Origin of the sequence: Pseudoduganella ginsengisoli, assembly GCF_009720865.1 — a bacterium.
In the GTDB taxonomy this organism is placed as follows: Bacteria; Pseudomonadota; Gammaproteobacteria; order Burkholderiales; family Burkholderiaceae_D; genus Rugamonas; species Rugamonas ginsengisoli.
Window position 1 is genome coordinate 1 of the sequence record NZ_WNLA01000046.1, and the last position, 14,779, is coordinate 14,779.

General features: G+C 60.7%; 14 protein-coding genes and 1 rRNA gene. 8 read left to right on the plus strand and 7 right to left on the minus strand.

Annotated features, from left to right (window positions below; genetic code table 11):
• Window positions 1–5: 5 nt before the first annotated feature.
• The 7 genes from rrf to GM668_RS29685 all read left to right on the plus strand — a co-directional run bounded on the left by rrf (window position 6) and on the right by GM668_RS29685 (window position 6,219).
• Window positions 6–118: ribosomal RNA gene (rrf, locus tag GM668_RS29655) — 5S ribosomal RNA — on the plus strand.
• Between the two features lie 60 nt (window positions 119–178).
• Window positions 179–772, plus strand: coding sequence for a GNAT family N-acetyltransferase (locus GM668_RS29660; protein ID WP_155442582.1), 594 nt, complete (start codon window positions 179–181; stop codon window positions 770–772).
• Window positions 760–1,461 (plus strand): response regulator transcription factor, encoded by a 702-nt coding sequence (locus tag GM668_RS29665; RefSeq protein WP_155442583.1) that lies wholly within the window; start codon window positions 760–762, stop codon window positions 1,459–1,461. The genes GM668_RS29660 and GM668_RS29665 overlap by 13 nt, the downstream gene beginning before the upstream one ends.
• Window positions 1,458–2,684: a sensor histidine kinase gene (locus GM668_RS29670; RefSeq protein WP_155442584.1), complete on the plus strand. Its 1,227-nt coding sequence runs from the start codon at window positions 1,458–1,460 to the stop codon at window positions 2,682–2,684. Before GM668_RS29665 ends, GM668_RS29670 begins: the two co-directional genes overlap by 4 nt.
• 101 nt (window positions 2,685–2,785) lie before the next feature.
• A complete protein-coding gene (locus tag GM668_RS29675; RefSeq protein WP_371868800.1) occupies window positions 2,786–4,420 on the plus strand; it encodes a phosphoethanolamine transferase in 1,635 nt (544 codons plus the stop codon).
• The gene (locus GM668_RS29680) at window positions 4,401–5,168 is read left to right on the plus strand and encodes a phosphatase PAP2 family protein (RefSeq protein WP_155442585.1); all 768 of its coding nucleotides are present in this window, start codon (window positions 4,401–4,403) and stop codon (window positions 5,166–5,168) included. The genes GM668_RS29675 and GM668_RS29680 overlap by 20 nt, the downstream gene beginning before the upstream one ends.
• A gap of 118 nt (window positions 5,169–5,286) precedes the next feature.
• On the plus strand, window positions 5,287–6,219 hold the full coding sequence (locus GM668_RS29685; protein WP_155442586.1) for an exopolyphosphatase: 933 nt from the start codon (window positions 5,287–5,289) through the stop codon (window positions 6,217–6,219).
• A gap of 90 nt (window positions 6,220–6,309) precedes the next feature.
• Here the strand turns inward: GM668_RS29685 and GM668_RS29690 are convergent, their stop codons facing one another.
• Both GM668_RS29690 and GM668_RS29695 read right to left on the minus strand, forming a co-directional pair.
• Entirely contained in the window at window positions 6,310–7,569 is a 1,260-nt protein-coding gene (locus GM668_RS29690) for a nitronate monooxygenase (protein ID WP_155442587.1), read from the minus strand.
• 80 nt (window positions 7,570–7,649) lie between these two features.
• Window positions 7,650–8,135, minus strand: coding sequence for a YajQ family cyclic di-GMP-binding protein (locus tag GM668_RS29695; protein WP_155442588.1), 486 nt, complete (start codon window positions 8,133–8,135; stop codon window positions 7,650–7,652).
• Between the two features lie 140 nt (window positions 8,136–8,275).
• Here GM668_RS29695 and murB point away from each other — a divergent pair, with 140 nt between their 5' ends.
• Complete coding sequence (gene murB, locus GM668_RS29700) at window positions 8,276–9,304, plus strand: UDP-N-acetylmuramate dehydrogenase (RefSeq protein WP_155442589.1); 1,029 nt, start codon at window positions 8,276–8,278, stop codon at window positions 9,302–9,304.
• Here the strand turns inward: murB and GM668_RS29705 are convergent, their stop codons facing one another.
• The 5 genes from GM668_RS29705 to GM668_RS29725 all read right to left on the minus strand — a co-directional run.
• Window positions 9,305–10,339 carry a diguanylate cyclase gene (locus GM668_RS29705; protein WP_155442590.1) on the minus strand — a complete coding sequence of 345 codons (1,035 nt, stop codon included), beginning with the start codon at window positions 10,337–10,339 and terminating at the stop codon, window positions 9,305–9,307. It lies immediately after the preceding gene.
• Window positions 10,340–10,381: 42 nt separating this feature from the next.
• Complete coding sequence (gene cheB / locus GM668_RS29710; protein WP_155442591.1) at window positions 10,382–11,407, minus strand: chemotaxis-specific protein-glutamate methyltransferase CheB; 1,026 nt, start codon at window positions 11,405–11,407, stop codon at window positions 10,382–10,384.
• Window positions 11,404–13,707 (minus strand): hybrid sensor histidine kinase/response regulator, encoded by a 2,304-nt coding sequence (locus GM668_RS29715; RefSeq protein ID WP_155442595.1) that lies wholly within the window; start codon window positions 13,705–13,707, stop codon window positions 11,404–11,406. Before GM668_RS29715 ends, cheB begins: the two co-directional genes overlap by 4 nt.
• 35 nt (window positions 13,708–13,742) lie before the next feature.
• Window positions 13,743–14,411: a chemotaxis protein CheW gene (locus GM668_RS29720; protein WP_155442592.1), complete on the minus strand. Its 669-nt coding sequence runs from the start codon at window positions 14,409–14,411 to the stop codon at window positions 13,743–13,745.
• The coding region (locus tag GM668_RS29725; RefSeq protein ID WP_155442593.1) for a tetratricopeptide repeat protein at window positions 14,408–14,779 on the minus strand (372 nt) is incomplete at its 5' end. The genes GM668_RS29720 and GM668_RS29725, both read right to left, overlap by 4 nt.

The window sequence follows — 14,779 nt, forward strand, 5'->3', positions numbered from 1 at the left end:
CAAAGCCTGATGACCATAGCAAGTCGGTCCCACCCCTTCCCATCCCGAACAGGACCGTGAAACGACTCTGCGCCGATGATAGTGCTGCAACCAGTGTGAAAGTAGGTTATCGTCAGGCTAGTTATATGAAAAACCCCGTCAGTTCAGTCTGGCGGGGTTTTTTGCTTTTGGAATCTCCATGGAACACTTGCAATTACGCCAGGCGAAACCCTGCGACCTGGCTGAAATCATGCGCCTGGAACGGGCAGGTTTTGCTGCCGCCATCCAGGAAACCGAAGCCACGTTTGCGGAACGCCTGGCTGCCGGCGGCGATGGCTGCTGGGTCCTGGCCGGCGGCGGCCGCTTGTACGGTTACCTGTGCGCGGAATTCTGGCGCTATGAAGAACCGGCGCCCGTGGCGAACTTTGCGCGCGACCACAGCGCCGCCGGCACGCATTGCGCAGACGGCGAAGAAATCTATGTGTCGTCGATGGTGGTGGATCCCGTGCTGCGCGGCACGGGCTGGGGCAGCCGCCTGTTCAATGGCGCACTGGCTGCCATGCGCGAACGCCACCGCCATCTGCGCAGCGCCATCTTGATCGTGCACCCGGAATGGCAGGGCGCCCGCCACATTTACCGCAGCGCCGGCTTCCAGGAAATCGGCGAAGTCCCCGCTTATTTTGCCGACCCGGATGGCGCGCCCCGCGCCGCGATTATCATGCGCTCGATGTACGCATGCATTGGCGCGCAGCTTAAGGAACATGCGGCTAAAATAGCCCCATGCGCCTCCTGATCATTGAAGACAACCCCGATATCGTCGCCAACCTGTACGAATTTCTTGAACCCCGGGGATACGTGCTGGACTCGGCGCCCAATGGCTACACCGGCCTGGGCCTGGCCACCCAGCACCAATACGACGCGGTGGTGCTCGATGTCATGCTGCCCGGCCTGAACGGCGTGGAACTATGCCAAAAGCTGCGCAATGAATTGCACAACTCGACGCCCGTGATCATGCTGACGGCGCGCGACACGCTGTCCGACAAGTCCGCCGGGTTCGATGCGGGCGCTGACGACTACCTCGTCAAACCCTTTTCATTGCTGGAACTGGAAATGCGCATCAAGGCGCTGGTGCGCCGCGCCCGCGGCATGGGGCAGGGCGCCACGGTGCTGCGGGTGGGCGACTTGACCTTTGATACCAGCACGTACACGGCCACGCGGGCCGGCAAACCATTGGCGCTGACCCGCACCGGCTTTGTCCTGCTGCGCTGCCTGATGCGCGAAGCGCCGCGGCTGGTTTCGCGCGATACGCTGGAACATGAAGTGTGGGGCGAAGACCGCCCGGACAGCGATGCGCTGCGCACGCATTTGCACGCGCTGCGCCAGGCGCTCGATAAACCATTCCCTTTTGCCATGCTGCGCACGGTGCCCGGCATCGGCTATAAATTGCTGTCGCCGGGCGACGACGCCGCCGGCATGCCATGAGTCCCGGACTCGATAGCCTCAAGCGCCGCATTGCCATTGGCTATACGCTGTATTCGCTGGCGTTTGTATTGTTCTTTACATTCATTGCCACGCTGGCCGTGGAAGGCATTGAAGAACACCTGGTCAATAACCGTTTGCGCGACGTGGAAAAATGGGCTGCGCCGCGCAGCACGGCAGGGCTGCCGGTGGAAATGCCGGCCGGCTTGAGCTTCCACCGCGGCGCTGACATTCCCCGCTCGCTGCGCGGCTTGCCGGGCGGGCTGCAGGAAAAAGACGTTGATGGTGTCGGCCTGCACATCCTGGCCGGTACGGACGGGCAGGGCGATTACGTCGTGGTCGACCACACCAGCGATTATGAAAAAGTCGAGATCCTCGTGTACTCGATGTTTGCCACCAGTTTTGTCGGGTTCCTGGCATTTTCATGGTTCCTGGGCGGCTACGTGGCGCGCCGCCTCGTGACGCCGGTGGAAGAATTGGCGGCTGCCGTAAAAAACGGTGCAGCCGAGCTGCCGCTGCAAGACCGCAACGATGAACTGGGCACGCTGTCACGCGCCTTTGCCGCCCACACCGATGAATTGCGCGCCGTGCTCGAGCGGGAGCGCTTTTTCACGGGTGATGTCAGCCATGAATTACGCAGCCCGCTGACCGTCATCATGGGCGCGGCCGAAGTATTGATGGCCAACGGTGGCGCGCCGGCCCAGCAAGCGACGGCTGAGCGCATCTACCGCGCCGCGCAAGATGCGGCGGGCTGCGTCAACGTGCTGTTGCTGCTGGCGCGTGCGCCGGACCTGGCGCACATGGATGCCGTCGATATGGACAGCGTGGCCAGGCGCGAAGTGGAAACCTACCGCTTCCTGCTGGCAGCGCGGCCCGTGAAGCTGGCATACCAGGGGGGCGAACCCTTTTCCGTGCGGGCGCCGCGCGAATTGTGCTCAGCCGTGATCGGCAATCTGGTGCGCAATGCCTGCCAGTACACGCAGCACGGCGACATCATCGTGCGGCTCGATGGCCGCCGCGTCATTGTCGAGGACAGCGGTCCCGGCTTGCCGGCCGCCGTGCGCGCCGCGCTGGCGGGGCAGGCCGCCGCACCGCCATCGAGCGCTTCTGCCGGCACCGGGTTGGGGCTGGCGCTGGTACGGCGTATCTGTTCGTACCTGGGCGCCACGCTGGCACTGGATGACCGGCCCGGCGGCGGCAGCATTTTCACTCTGGAATTTCCCTAATTTAACGATTCCTTAACGCAAGCCTGACACGGATTTGCGCCGTATCAAGTTATCGTGCACGCTCGCGCCAATGGAGGCGCAGTTTTGCATAGGAATAGCTTGTGAGTTTTTCTCCCCGTATCAGCGCCCCCCTGTTCACTGTTGCCGCATCATCATTCCTCGTGCTGGCCTATAACCAGGCATTTTGGCAACGTTTCTTGATGGCCACTGGCGGTTTCAGCGTGGGCAATGTGCCGCTGCTGGCTGCCACGTTTGTATTGCTGGTGCTGGTATTTAACGCTTTCCTGAGCCTGGTCAATTTCAAGCCCATTATCAAACCCGTCGTCATGGTGCTGATGGTGCTGACGTCCGCAGCCGCCTACTTCATGAACCAGTATGGCGTGCAAATCGATAAAGCCATGGTGCAAAACGTGGTGGAAACGGATACGCGCGAAGCTGCGGAATTGCTGAGCGTAAAAATGGTGGCCACCATTGCACTGCTGGGGATATTGCCTGCCGTGCTGGTATCGCGGCTGCAATTGACGTACGCGGCGCGCCCTGGCCGCCGCCTGCTGATCAATGTGGGCATGGTGGTGGGGTCGCTGGCGCTGGCGGCCGGCATCCTCGTGCTGTTCTTTAAGAGTTATGCGCCGACGTTCCGCGAACACCGCGAACTGCGTTTCTTGCTGACGCCGACCAACTATATCCAGGCTGTCAACGGTTTCATTGGGCAAAAACTGGCGCGCCCCACCGTGGTGGCGCCGCTGGGCCGCGATGCGTCGCGTGGCGCCACGTGGGCAGGGCAGCCGCGCCGTACTGTCACGGTGCTGGTGGTCGGCGAAACCGCGCGCGCCATGAATTTTTCGCTGAATAACTATCCGCGCATCACCAATCCGCAACTGGCGCAGCGCGCAGGCTTGATCAATTTCAGCAATGTGTCGTCGTGCGGCACTGCCACGGCAGTATCTGTTCCTTGCGTGTTTTCCGCGCTGGGCCGTGAAAATTATTCGGATGGAAAAGCGCAAAGCCAGGAAGGCATGCTGGACGTACTCAAGCATGCGGGACTCGATGTCGTGTGGATCGACAATAACTCAGGTTGCAAGGGCGTTTGCGCCCGCGTCGGCTATGAAGATATTTCGCAGCCAGTAGCGGGTGACCCGCTGTGCAACGATGAAGAATGCTTTGATGAAAAGCTGCTGCAAACCTTGCCGGACCGGATCCGCAACGCGAAAAACGACCTGGTCATCGTGCTGCACCAAAAGGGCAGCCATGGCCCGGCCTATTGGAAACGCTATCCCGCCCAATTCGCCAAGTTTGGTCCCGTTTGCGAAACCAATGACTTGGAAAAGTGCAGCCGGGAACAAATCACGGCTGCATACGACAACACCATCCTGTATACGGATTACGTGCTGGATAAGGCGATCGGCGTGCTGCAGCACGCCGGCACGGAAGCCGGCGTGGACACGGCGCTCGTGTATTTTTCCGACCATGGCGAATCGCTGGGTGAAAAGAATATGTATTTGCACGGCGCGCCTTACATCATTTCGCCGCCGGAGCAGCGTAGTGTGCCCTTCATGCTGTGGATGTCGGACCACTATGCCGAACGCTTCAAGATCGACCGCCGCTGCGTAGCGGCGCGCGCGAACCAGCCGTTCTCGCACGATAACGTATTCCATTCCGTATTAGGCATGCTGGACATTACAACGGCTGTCTACAACCCTGCACTGGACTTGTTCAATGCCTGCACCCACGGTTGAAACAGGAGTTGCCCCGCTGCTGTCGGGCCGCGCGCTGCGCCTGCTGGCCAGTGCACTGGCGCTGGCGGTGCTGCCGATCTTGATCGTTGGCCACACGGGCATCGATCTCTGGCTGGCGGACCTCATGTTCGACTTCCGCACGCATGAATTCCCGTGGCAAAACGCGTGGTTGACGGACCGCTTCGGGCACGGCATTTTAAAGACTATCTTGACGGTGCTGGGAGCGCTGCCAATAGCCGCGGCGATCTGGGACTTGCTGCGGCGTGGCAAATCGTTGCCGCTGTGGTGGCAATTGCGCGTGCGCCTGCTGGCGCTGTGCACGGCGCTGATTCCGCTGGTAGTGTCGCTGCTGAAGCGGGCCAGCCATTCGCATTGCCCGTGGGACCTGGAGCGCTATGGCGGCTACCAGCCGTATTACCACTTGCTGGAGCATATGCCGCGCTGGGTGGAAGCAGGCCACTGCCTGCCGGGCGGCCATGCATCGAGCGCCTTGTGGATGGTGGGGCTGGCGGTGTTCTGGCTGCCGCACGACGTGCGCAAAGCTGCTGCCGTGGCGGGATGGGCGCTGATGTTTGGCGGTCTCGTAGGCTGGATGCAACAAATGCGGGGCGCGCACTTCCTCAGCCACACATTGTGGTCCATGTGGATCGCATCCGCCATTTTGCTGGCGCTGCTGGCCGCGCACCGCGCGTGGCTGTTGTCTGCGCGGGCTCGCCCAGGCACTGCGCCGCACCGCGTTGCAAATTGATGCCGAATTGGCGCCGCTGACACTGGGCAAGCCGGGGAGTTGAGTTGTATTATTCATCATTGCATCTAAATCACTAGATGCGTGGATGTAGGCTATTTCTCAACTAAAAGGTGTTTTCATGTCAGAAAAAAAGTATCGCCTGGTGACCCGCAGCGATTTTGACGGACTGGTCTGCGCTGTGCTCTTGAAGCACCTGGACATGATTGACGATATCCTGTTCGTGCACCCGAAGGATATGCAAGATGGCAAAATTGCCGTCAGCGACAGGGACATCACGACCAACCTGCCGTATGCGGCCGGCGTACACCTGGCATTCGACCACCACTTGTCGGAAACCATCCGCAATACGGGTGAGCGCAACAACCACATCATCCACCCAAGCGCCCCCTCCGCGGCGCGCGTCGTGTATGACTACTATGGCGGCCGCGCCGCGTTCCCCGCATCGTGGGACGACATGATGGCGGCGGTCGATAAAGGCGACTCGGCCCGCTTCAACCGCGACGAAGTGCTGAATCCACAAGGCTGGGATTTGCTGAACTTCCTGATGGACGCCCGCACCGGCCTGGGCCGTTTCCGCGACTTCCGCATCTCGAACTACAACTTGATGATGGATTTGATTGATTACTGCCGTAATCACACCATCGCGGAAATCATGGACTTGCCGGACGTGAAAGAGCGCAAGGATTTGTACTTCGACCACGCGGAAAAGTGCAAAGACCAAATCCTGCGCTGCTCCACCGTGCATAAAAACCTCGTGGTGCTGGATTTGCGCAACGAAGAAACCATCTTTGCCGGCAACCGCTTCATTATTTACGCGCTGTTCCCGGACACCAATATCTCGATCCACGTGCTGTGGGGCCTGAAAAACCAGAACACCGTGTTCGCGACGGGTAAATCCATCTTGAACCGCACGTCGAAGACCAACATCGGTGCACTGATGCTGGAATATGGCGGCGGCGGCCATGAAAATGCGGGGACGTGCCAGGTCGATAATGAAATGGCGGAAGACGTGCTGGGGGCGCTGATTCAGCGGATTACCAGCGAAGGCTGATCCCGCCAGTCCTGCAAACAAAAACGGCGCTTGAAGCGCCGTTTTTACTATGTGCTGCATTAGTTCATTTCACGTTGCTTCGCAAAGGAATTAGAACTCTTTCTCAGGCAAGGCAATGGTATTGTCCGTGCTGAACTGATAGTCCTTGAACACGTGCTCCGCCGTCAGCAACTGGTAGTCGCCGTTTGGCAGCTTGTGCGTCGTGTCCTTGAGGCGGTAGGTGTAGTGGCCGCACGTCCAGCAATTGAAATTGCGCATGTGCGTGCACAGGCAAGTCTTATCCATGACGGAAATACCTTTGTCGCTGCCGTTATTGGCCAGCACTTCGCGGTTGTACGAATTGATGTACGCGCAATTGCCCGTTGCATCCAGCAGGTAGCCATACGATTCGCAGCCTGGACGGATGCCGGCGCCGATGGCGGGCGTCTGCTTCAGCATGCGCATCGGGTAGCCCGTCGGCGACACGCCATTGACGATAATGTCTTCTTCGCTGGCCTTGAAGTATTCTTGCTTGACCTTGTCCGGCAAGCCGCATTCCTTGGTGACCGTGAAGCGGGTCGCCACCTGCACGCCGGCCGCACCCATTTCCAGGAACGATACGGCGTCGCTGCCGGTAAACACGCCACCAGCGGCAATCACGGGAATGCTCAATTCTTCTTTTTTCAGGTAATCGAGGATTTCCTGCGTGATCGCGTGCAGGTCGTATTCTTTCCAGTCATCCAGGCCAAAGCCCAGGTGGCCGCCAGCCAGCGGGCCTTCGACAATCACGTAGTCGGGCAGACGGTCCAGCTTGGCGTTTTTGCGCAGGAAAATTTGCAGCGCGCGCACGGACGACACAATGATGCCCAGTTTGGCGTCGCGGAAGCGGGGGTGTTCAGCCATCAAGGCAAACGAACCGAAGTGCAGGCCGGCTGACAGTGTAATGCCGTCAATACCCGCATCCAGCGCCGCGTTCAAACGCGTGCGCAGGGTTTCTTTCGGGCCATTCATGGTCAGCTTTTCCATGCAATTGACGAAGATCAGGCCAGGGCCCTTCTTCGCTTCCATGGTTTTGCCGATGTGCAGGCGCTGTGCCTCCGCCAGGCGTTCCAGGTCAAACTGCACGCTGGACTTGTCCATGTTCAAGATGTTGTGCTTGTACAGCTTGGTCTTATCTTTGACGAACGTCGTGTCGAAGCGGCGGTCCGACACGTCTTCCACCATGGCATCCGAGATATGCCCGATGCCGCCCAGGCGGGCAGCTTCCAGCGCCAGTCCGGCCGTGGAAATGTCCACACCCATGCCGCCGATCATGATGGGCACATATTCTTTGTCGCCAAAACGCAGGCGGAAGTCGTCAACTCGTTTCATTACAGTCCTTAAACTACGTGAAGCAGCAGGGCGGTACGATACCGTTGCCCTGCTTAACAGTGCATAGGGTGAAGCTGAGGTTAGTCGCGGAAATTGTTGAATTCCAGCGGGGTATCCGGTACATCCTTACGCAGCAGCTGCATGGCTGCCTGCAAGTCATCGCGTTTGGCGCCGGAAACACGAACGGTTTCGCCCTGGATGCTGGCTTGCACCTTCATCTTGCTTTCCTTGATGACCTTGGTGATTTTTTTCGCGGTCTCGCTGTCCAGGCCATTTTTGACCTTGATGACTTGCTTGACCTTGTCGCCACCGATTTTCTCGATCTTGCCTTCATCCAGGAAGCGTACGTCGACTTTGCGCTTGGCCAGCTTGTTGGTCAGCACGTCGCGTACCTGGCCCAGCTGGAAGTCAGAGTCGGCAAACGCGGTCAAATCGTTTTCTTTTTGCTCGACGCGGGCATCGCTGCCTTTGAAGTCGAAACGGGTGGTGATTTCCTTGTTGGCTTGATCGACGGCGTTACGCACTTCGATCATGTCGGCTTCGGAGACTACATCAAACGACGGCATGTTCAATCCTTAAACTTCAAATTAATTGCTGCGCCAGGGACCCCCGGTGCAAAGATGTGCCATTTTAACGGACAACGGACCGAACGCTCGGTCGTTTTTGGCAGGTTGGCACTATAATTGACCAAAATACTCGGTCTGCCATGCAAGTAAATCTCTCAATCGTCCCGGATTTTCCCCTTACGTCACTCAATACTTTCGGCATTGAAGCCCGCGCCAAACGCTATTTGCGCATCGAAAACGCTGAACAACTGCAGGCTGCGCTGGCCGATCCTGTGCTGGCCGCCATGCCGCGCCTGGTGCTGGGCGGCGGCAGCAACGTGCTGCTGACGGGGGATTTCAACGGGCTGGTGCTGCACATGGCGCTGCAAGGCCGCGCAGTGCTGACAGGGACGGATACCCACCACCACGTGCGCGCCGCCGCCGGTGAAAACTGGCACGCCTTCGTGCAGTGGACTGTGGATCAGGGCTTGCCGGGCCTGGAAAACCTGTCGCTGATTCCCGGCACCGTCGGCGCAGCGCCGATCCAGAATATTGGCGCGTATGGCGCGGAAACCAAGGATTATTTCCATAGCCTGACAGCATTTGACCCGTCGTCGGGCCAATTCGTCACGATGGACCGCGAAGCGTGCCGCTTTGCCTACCGCGACAGCATCTTCAAGCAAGAGGCAGGGCGGAATCTGATCATCGTGGACGTGACGTTTGCCTTGCCGAAGGCGTGGACGCCGAATGTGCGCTATGCGGAGCTGGCGCAGGCCGTGGCGGCGCAGGGGATCGCCACGCCGTCGGCGCGCGACGTGGCGGACACCGTGATTGCCGTGCGGCGCCGTAAATTGCCGGATCCGGCCGACATTGGCAATGCAGGCAGCTTTTTCAAGAATCCCGTGGTGTCGGCCGACGCGTGCGAGCGGTTGCTGGCGCAATACCCGGCGCTGGTGCACCACCGCCAGGCAGACGGCACGGAAAAACTGGCGGCCGGCTGGCTGATCGACCAGTGCGGATGGAAAGGGCGCTCGCTGGGCAAGGCCGGCGTCTATGAAAAGCAGGCGCTGGTGCTGGTGAACCGGGGCGGGGCCACGGGGGCGGACGTGCAGGCGCTGGCGCAAGCCATCCAGTCCGACGTCAACGCAAAGTACGGCGTCGTGCTGGAACCTGAACCGGTATTTGTCTGATTACACGGCGGAGGGCGCCGCCTGCACCTGGTTGCGCCCGCCATGCTTGGCTGCGTATAACGCCTTGTCCGCCGCGGCAATCAACTCGTCCACACTCGATTCCGGCGTCGGCAGCACGCTGGCCACGCCGATCGACATCGTCACCACGCCATGCTGCGAGCCACTGTGCGCAATGCGCAAGTTTTCCAGGTGGCGCACGCATTCTTCTGCCACGAGGATGGCGCCGGCCAGCGGCGTATCGGGCAGCACGATGGCAAATTCTTCGCCGCCGTAGCGCGCCGCCAGGTCGGCGGGGCGTTTCAAGTGTTCCGTCAGCACGGCCGCTGCTTTCTTCAGGCACAAGTCGCCGCTGAGGTGGCCATAGGCATCGTTGTACAGTTTAAAAAAGTCAACATCGCACATCAGCAGCGACAGCGGCTGGCGGTCGCGCTGGCCACGCTGCCATTCCACGCGCATGACGTCGTCGAAGCGGCGGCGGTTGGCAATCCCCGTCAAGCCATCCAGCGCGGCCAGCTTTTGCAATTCAATATTGGCATCGGCCAGCTGCTTTTGGCTTTCGCGCAAGAAGCGGAATGCCTGGTCGCGCTGCAACCGGCTGATATGGGCATTCGAGTGATAGCGCACGCGCGCCAGCAATTCCAGTTTGTCGGGCAGCTTGACGATGTAATCGTTGGCGCCGACGGCAAAGCTGTGCGCCTTGAGTTTCGGGTCTTCCTTGGCCGACAGCACGATAACCGGCACGTGCTGCAGTGTTTCATCGTCGCGGTATTGTTTGATCAGGGCAAAGCCATCGACATTCGGCATCACCAGGTCTTGCAGGATAACGGTCGGGTGCAGCTGGGCCGCTGCCTGTGCCGCCAGGCTGGCGTCGGTCACGTAGTGGAATTCAATGTCGGCCTGTTCGCTCAGCATGCGGCGCACGGCTTCAACAATGATGAGCTGGTCGTCGACCAGCAAAACGCGGACCTTGAAAGCCGTCAGGCCGGATTCCGCATCCGCTTGCGCGGCGTTCCGGGGCAACGTGGTATCGGACATGCAAATCTCTGTGGTTATGCGCCGGCCACTCGCCAGATGAATTCAACTGCGGCTGCCGGTCGTACTACGTATCATCGGCCCAATCTTATCCAGCGGCAGTATCATCTGCGCGGCATCCAGTTCGACGGCTGCGCGCGGCATGCCATATACCGCGCTGGTGGCCTGGTCTTGCGCGATGGTGGTTTGCCCGGCCCGGCGCATGGCCAGCAAGCCTTCGGCGCCATCGCGGCCCATGCCTGTAAGTAGAACACCTACAGCATCGCCGCGAAAATAGCGTGCCACACACCGGAAAAACACGTCGACGGATGGACGATAGGCGTAATCCCTTGGTGCTGCATCGTAACTCAAGCGATAGTCTTTATCCAGTACAAGATGGTCGTTACTTTTGGCTACAAGCACCACGCCCGGCGCCAGGCTGTCGCCGTCATCGATGGCGCGCACTGGGATGGTCAGCTGCTCGCCCAGCCAGCGGGCGAAATGGTCGGCAAAGTTTTCATCGATGTGCTGCACCACGACAATCGCGCAGCCGGGCGGCGGGGCCCATCCCGCAAGGATTTTGGAAACCGCGACCGGCCCGCCAGTCGAGGCGCCGATCGCCACCAGCCGCGTGGCGCCCGTGTCGCGCGCTTCCGGCGCTTGCGTGGGGCTGCGCGGCAGCAGCGACTGGGTGCCGCCGCTGTGGCGTATCAATTTATCCATGGTGCGGATCTTGGCCAGCAATTCCGCCGCGCCGTCCGCCTTGCCCTGCAACATGGGCGTGGCCGTGACGTCCAGCGCGCCGGCGCCCAGTGCGCGGAATACTTGATTGACGCTGTCTTGCGGCCGACCCGTGACCACGAGGATGGCGCATGGGCTCTGATCCATGATGCGCCGCGTTGCTTCCACGCCATCGAGTCCCGGCATGTTCAAATCCATCAGCACCAGGTCGGGGCGGTTTTCCGTGCACAGCCTGACGGCTTCCACGCCGGTGCGGGCGATCCACACGACCTGGTGTTCGGCCGTGCTGGCCACCACGCGGCGCAGTGCTTCTGCCGCCATGGCTACATCGTTGGCAATTCCGATCTTCATTTCAGCGCGTCTCCGATCAAATCTGCGACTGCATCCAGCAATGTCTCGTCATGGAAGCTGCCTTTGGTCAGGTAATAGTCGGCGCCGGCCGCCATGCCGCGCGCGCGGTCTTCCGGCCGGTCTTTGTACGACACGATCATCACGGGCAGCTTGTGCAAATGAATGTCTTTCTTGATCAGCGATACCAGCTCGATGCCATCCATGCGGGGCATGTCGACGTCGGTAATCACGAGGTCGTATTCCCCGCTGCGCACCACGTTCCAGCCATCAATGCCGTCGATGGCAACGTCGACTTCGAAGCCGCGCCCGGCCAGCAGCTTGCGTTCCATTTCGCGCACCGTCAGCGAATCGTCGACCACAAGTATGCGCTTCATCTTGCGCCGCTCCAGGTGGCCTGCGTGGCCCAGCTGGCGCAATGCGCCCTCGTGCAGCAATTTGTCGATCGATACCAGCACATCCGGGATATCGAGGATCAGCACAGGCTCGCCATTGTCCAACAGGGCGGCTGCGGAAATGTCGCGCATCTTGCCGAAGATCGGGTCGATTGCTTGCACGACAAGGCTTTCTTCGCAACGGATGGCGTCCACGACGATGGCATAGCGGCGCGCACCCGTGCCGATCACGACGACCGGCAATTCCTCTTCCGCCGGCGTGCTGTCCCCCAGTTCCAGCACCTGTGCCGCGGAAACCAGGCCCAAATGTTCGCCTTCGTGCTCAAAGAATTGCTTGTTTTCCAATGTGTGGATGGCGCCCGGCTGCACTTTTACGACGCGCTCGACTTTGACGATAGGCACGGCATACGCTTCACCCTTGATGTCGACCACCAGCGCACGCACGATCGATTGCGTCAGCGGCAACGTGATGTGGGTGGTAAAGCCTATGCCCAGTTCCGATTCAATGCGCACCGTGCCATTCTGGTCGCGGATCGTGTCGTGCACGATATCAAGGCCGACGCCGCGGCCGGAAATTTCCGTGGTATTTTCTTTCAGGCTGAAGGCGGGCAGGAATAGAAATTCCATCAATTCCGCCTGCGACATCGATTGCGCCATCGCAGCGCTGGCGAGTTTGCGCTCCACCACGGTGCGGCGGATTTTTTCCAGGTCAACGCCCCGTCCGTCATCGCGGATTTCTATCGACAGCATGCCGGCCCGGTGCCGCGCTTCCATCACCACGGTGCCGCATGGCGGCTTGCCGGCCGCGGCACGGATGGCCGGTTCCTCCATGCCGTGATCGACAGCATTGCGCAAGATGTGGTTCAGCGGGCTTTCAATGCGGGCCAGGATGTCGCGGTCAACCAGCGTATCTTCACCGGCGATGTGCAGCTGTACATCCTTGCCCAGGCTGCGGGCCAGGTCGCGCACCATGCGGGGGAAATGCAAGACGCCGTCGCGGAATGGACGCATGCGCATGGCCAGCACTTCATCGACGAGGTTTTGCGACACGTTCAGCAGCTTGCGTTCCCAGTTTTCAAAGTCGGCAATGTGTTCCAGCACGAATTGCTTCAGCGGCTGGGCTTTTTGCAGCGCCAGCAGCGATTTTTCCTTCAGCGCCGGGTCCGTGCTGAAGGAAATCGCTTCATGTAATTGCTCGATCAGCGTGTGCAGGCTGGCCTGGTTGCGCTTGAAGCGCTGCATGGCTTGCAGCAGCGGATGCATCTGGTGCGCATGGATACGCGCTTCGCTGGCCAGCGACAGCATGCGGTCAAACACTTGTGTGGATTTGGCCGGCACAGGGCGGTTGCCAGGGGCGGATGTGGGGTCGTCGCCTTCTTCCCCTTGCTGTGTGCCGGCGGCATCCGGTTCCCATGCCGGTACGGCTGCGGGCGCTTCCGTGCCGGCGGGGGCTGGCGGGGGCGGTGCGATCGGCGCCGCTGGCGCCTGCGGCACGGCAAAGGCGGGCGGCGGCAAATCCAGCGGCTCTGGCAAGAATGCAATGCCGCGTATGGCATCGAGCGTGTTCTGGAACTGGACGCCGTTGGCGGCCAGCCATGGCGCAACACCGGCATCATCGAGGCGTGACACTTGCAGCACCAGGTCCACGCCGGCCAGCAGCACATCGACCCGGTTCGGCGTCAGCTTCAGCTTGCCATGCTGGGCTGCAATGAATGCATCTTCCATGGCATGCGCCAACTGCACCACGGCGTCCAGCCCGACAATGGCTGCCGCCCCCTTGATCGAGTGGGCCGCGCGCATCATGGGCTCGACTGACGACGCATCGGCGCCCGTGCGTTCGACTGCCAGCAAGCCATCCGTCAAGATCATGGTTTGCGTATCCGCTTCCATGCGGAACAGCTCCAGCATGGAAAACTGGCTCAAGTCGCCATGGTGTTCGTTGCTCAACGCAGGCTCCTCGCAAATTGGTGGCCCAGCAAGCCCGCGTCCAGGCAGCCTATCATCATGCCGTCATGTTCGATGACGCCGGTGAGGAAGCGCTGCAAGCCCTTGTTGATGGTGGCCGCCGGCGTTTGCACGCCGGCCGATGCGTAGCGTACGATGCCGTACAAGTCCGCCACCGGCAGCGCATAGGATTGCTGTTCCCATTGCACCAGCAGCAGGCGGGCAAACGTATGGCGGCCCGTGCGGGGGACTGTCAACGCAGCGGAAATCCCCAGCAGTTCAGCCAGCGCAATGCACGGATACAGCTTGCCGCCCACGTTGACGATGCCGGCCAGCCCCCGCGCATCCCGGTGCGGCAGCTTGTGCGGCAAGGCATGGGGCGCCACCAGCACAAACATCGACGTGGGCAGCGCCAGCCATTCATCGCCGATGCGGAACACCATGCTGGAACTATCGTGCCCGGCATCGGCGCCGGGCGGCTGGCGGAAATGTTCAGCCCATTCGCGCTGGTAGCCGCTGCCCACCGCACGCTGCAAATTCATTTGCGCGGCATGGCTGTAAACGCCGCAGTTGCGGCAGTGAATATGCTGTTGCAGCAATTCGCAGCTGTGGTCGCCGCGTACACCGATGCGGTTCCAGCAATCTGTCATGGTCTGTTCCACCGTCATGATTCAATTCTCGCTGCATTGCTGCGCTGGTAAATACGGCGCGCCCGTGCTTTCAGCGTGGCCGCGCCATCCATGTCGCCTTGCTGTTCGGCCAGCAGCGCCAGATGGCACAGGGCTTCATAATGGTCGGGCTGCAGATAAATGCAGCGGCGCCAGAATTGTTCCGCTTCTTTCACATCGTGCGCCTGTTCCCGCAGCATGCCCAGGATGAAATACGCTTCCGCTGCGGCCGGCGAATGGGGCGCGGCCGCCAGGATGGCCTGGCATGCGGCGGCGGCCTGGGTGAGCTGCCCACGGTCGGCCAGCGCGCGGGCGTTGCCGATACCGCCATCCGGCGCCGGCGTGGCGCCTGGGGGAGGTTGCAGGGC

Bases quoted from the DNA above. Each gene is read 5' to 3' on its own strand.
- GM668_RS29665 (WP_155442583.1), top strand. From the start codon at position 760: ATGCGCCTCCTGATCATTGAAGACAACCCCGATATCGTCGCCAACCTG.
- murB (WP_155442589.1), top strand. From the start codon at position 8,276: ATGCAAGTAAATCTCTCAATCGTCCCGGATTTTCCCCTTACGTCACTC.
- cheB (WP_155442591.1), bottom strand. From the start codon at position 11,407: ATGAAGATCGGAATTGCCAACGATGTAGCCATGGCGGCAGAAGCACTG.
- GM668_RS29690 (WP_155442587.1), bottom strand. From the start codon at position 7,569: ATGAAACGAGTTGACGACTTCCGCCTGCGTTTTGGCGACAAAGAATAT.
- GM668_RS29695 (WP_155442588.1), bottom strand. From the start codon at position 8,135: ATGCCGTCGTTTGATGTAGTCTCCGAAGCCGACATGATCGAAGTGCGT.
- GM668_RS29720 (WP_155442592.1), bottom strand. From the start codon at position 14,411: ATGACGGTGGAACAGACCATGACAGATTGCTGGAACCGCATCGGTGTA.
- GM668_RS29685 (WP_155442586.1), top strand. From the start codon at position 5,287: ATGTCAGAAAAAAAGTATCGCCTGGTGACCCGCAGCGATTTTGACGGA.
- GM668_RS29680 (WP_155442585.1), top strand. From the start codon at position 4,401: ATGCCTGCACCCACGGTTGAAACAGGAGTTGCCCCGCTGCTGTCGGGC.
- GM668_RS29670 (WP_155442584.1), top strand. From the start codon at position 1,458: ATGAGTCCCGGACTCGATAGCCTCAAGCGCCGCATTGCCATTGGCTAT.
- GM668_RS29715 (WP_155442595.1), bottom strand. From the start codon at position 13,707: ATGCTGGAGCTGTTCCGCATGGAAGCGGATACGCAAACCATGATCTTG.
- GM668_RS29660 (WP_155442582.1), top strand. From the start codon at position 179: ATGGAACACTTGCAATTACGCCAGGCGAAACCCTGCGACCTGGCTGAA.
- GM668_RS29705 (WP_155442590.1), bottom strand. From the start codon at position 10,339: ATGTCCGATACCACGTTGCCCCGGAACGCCGCGCAAGCGGATGCGGAA.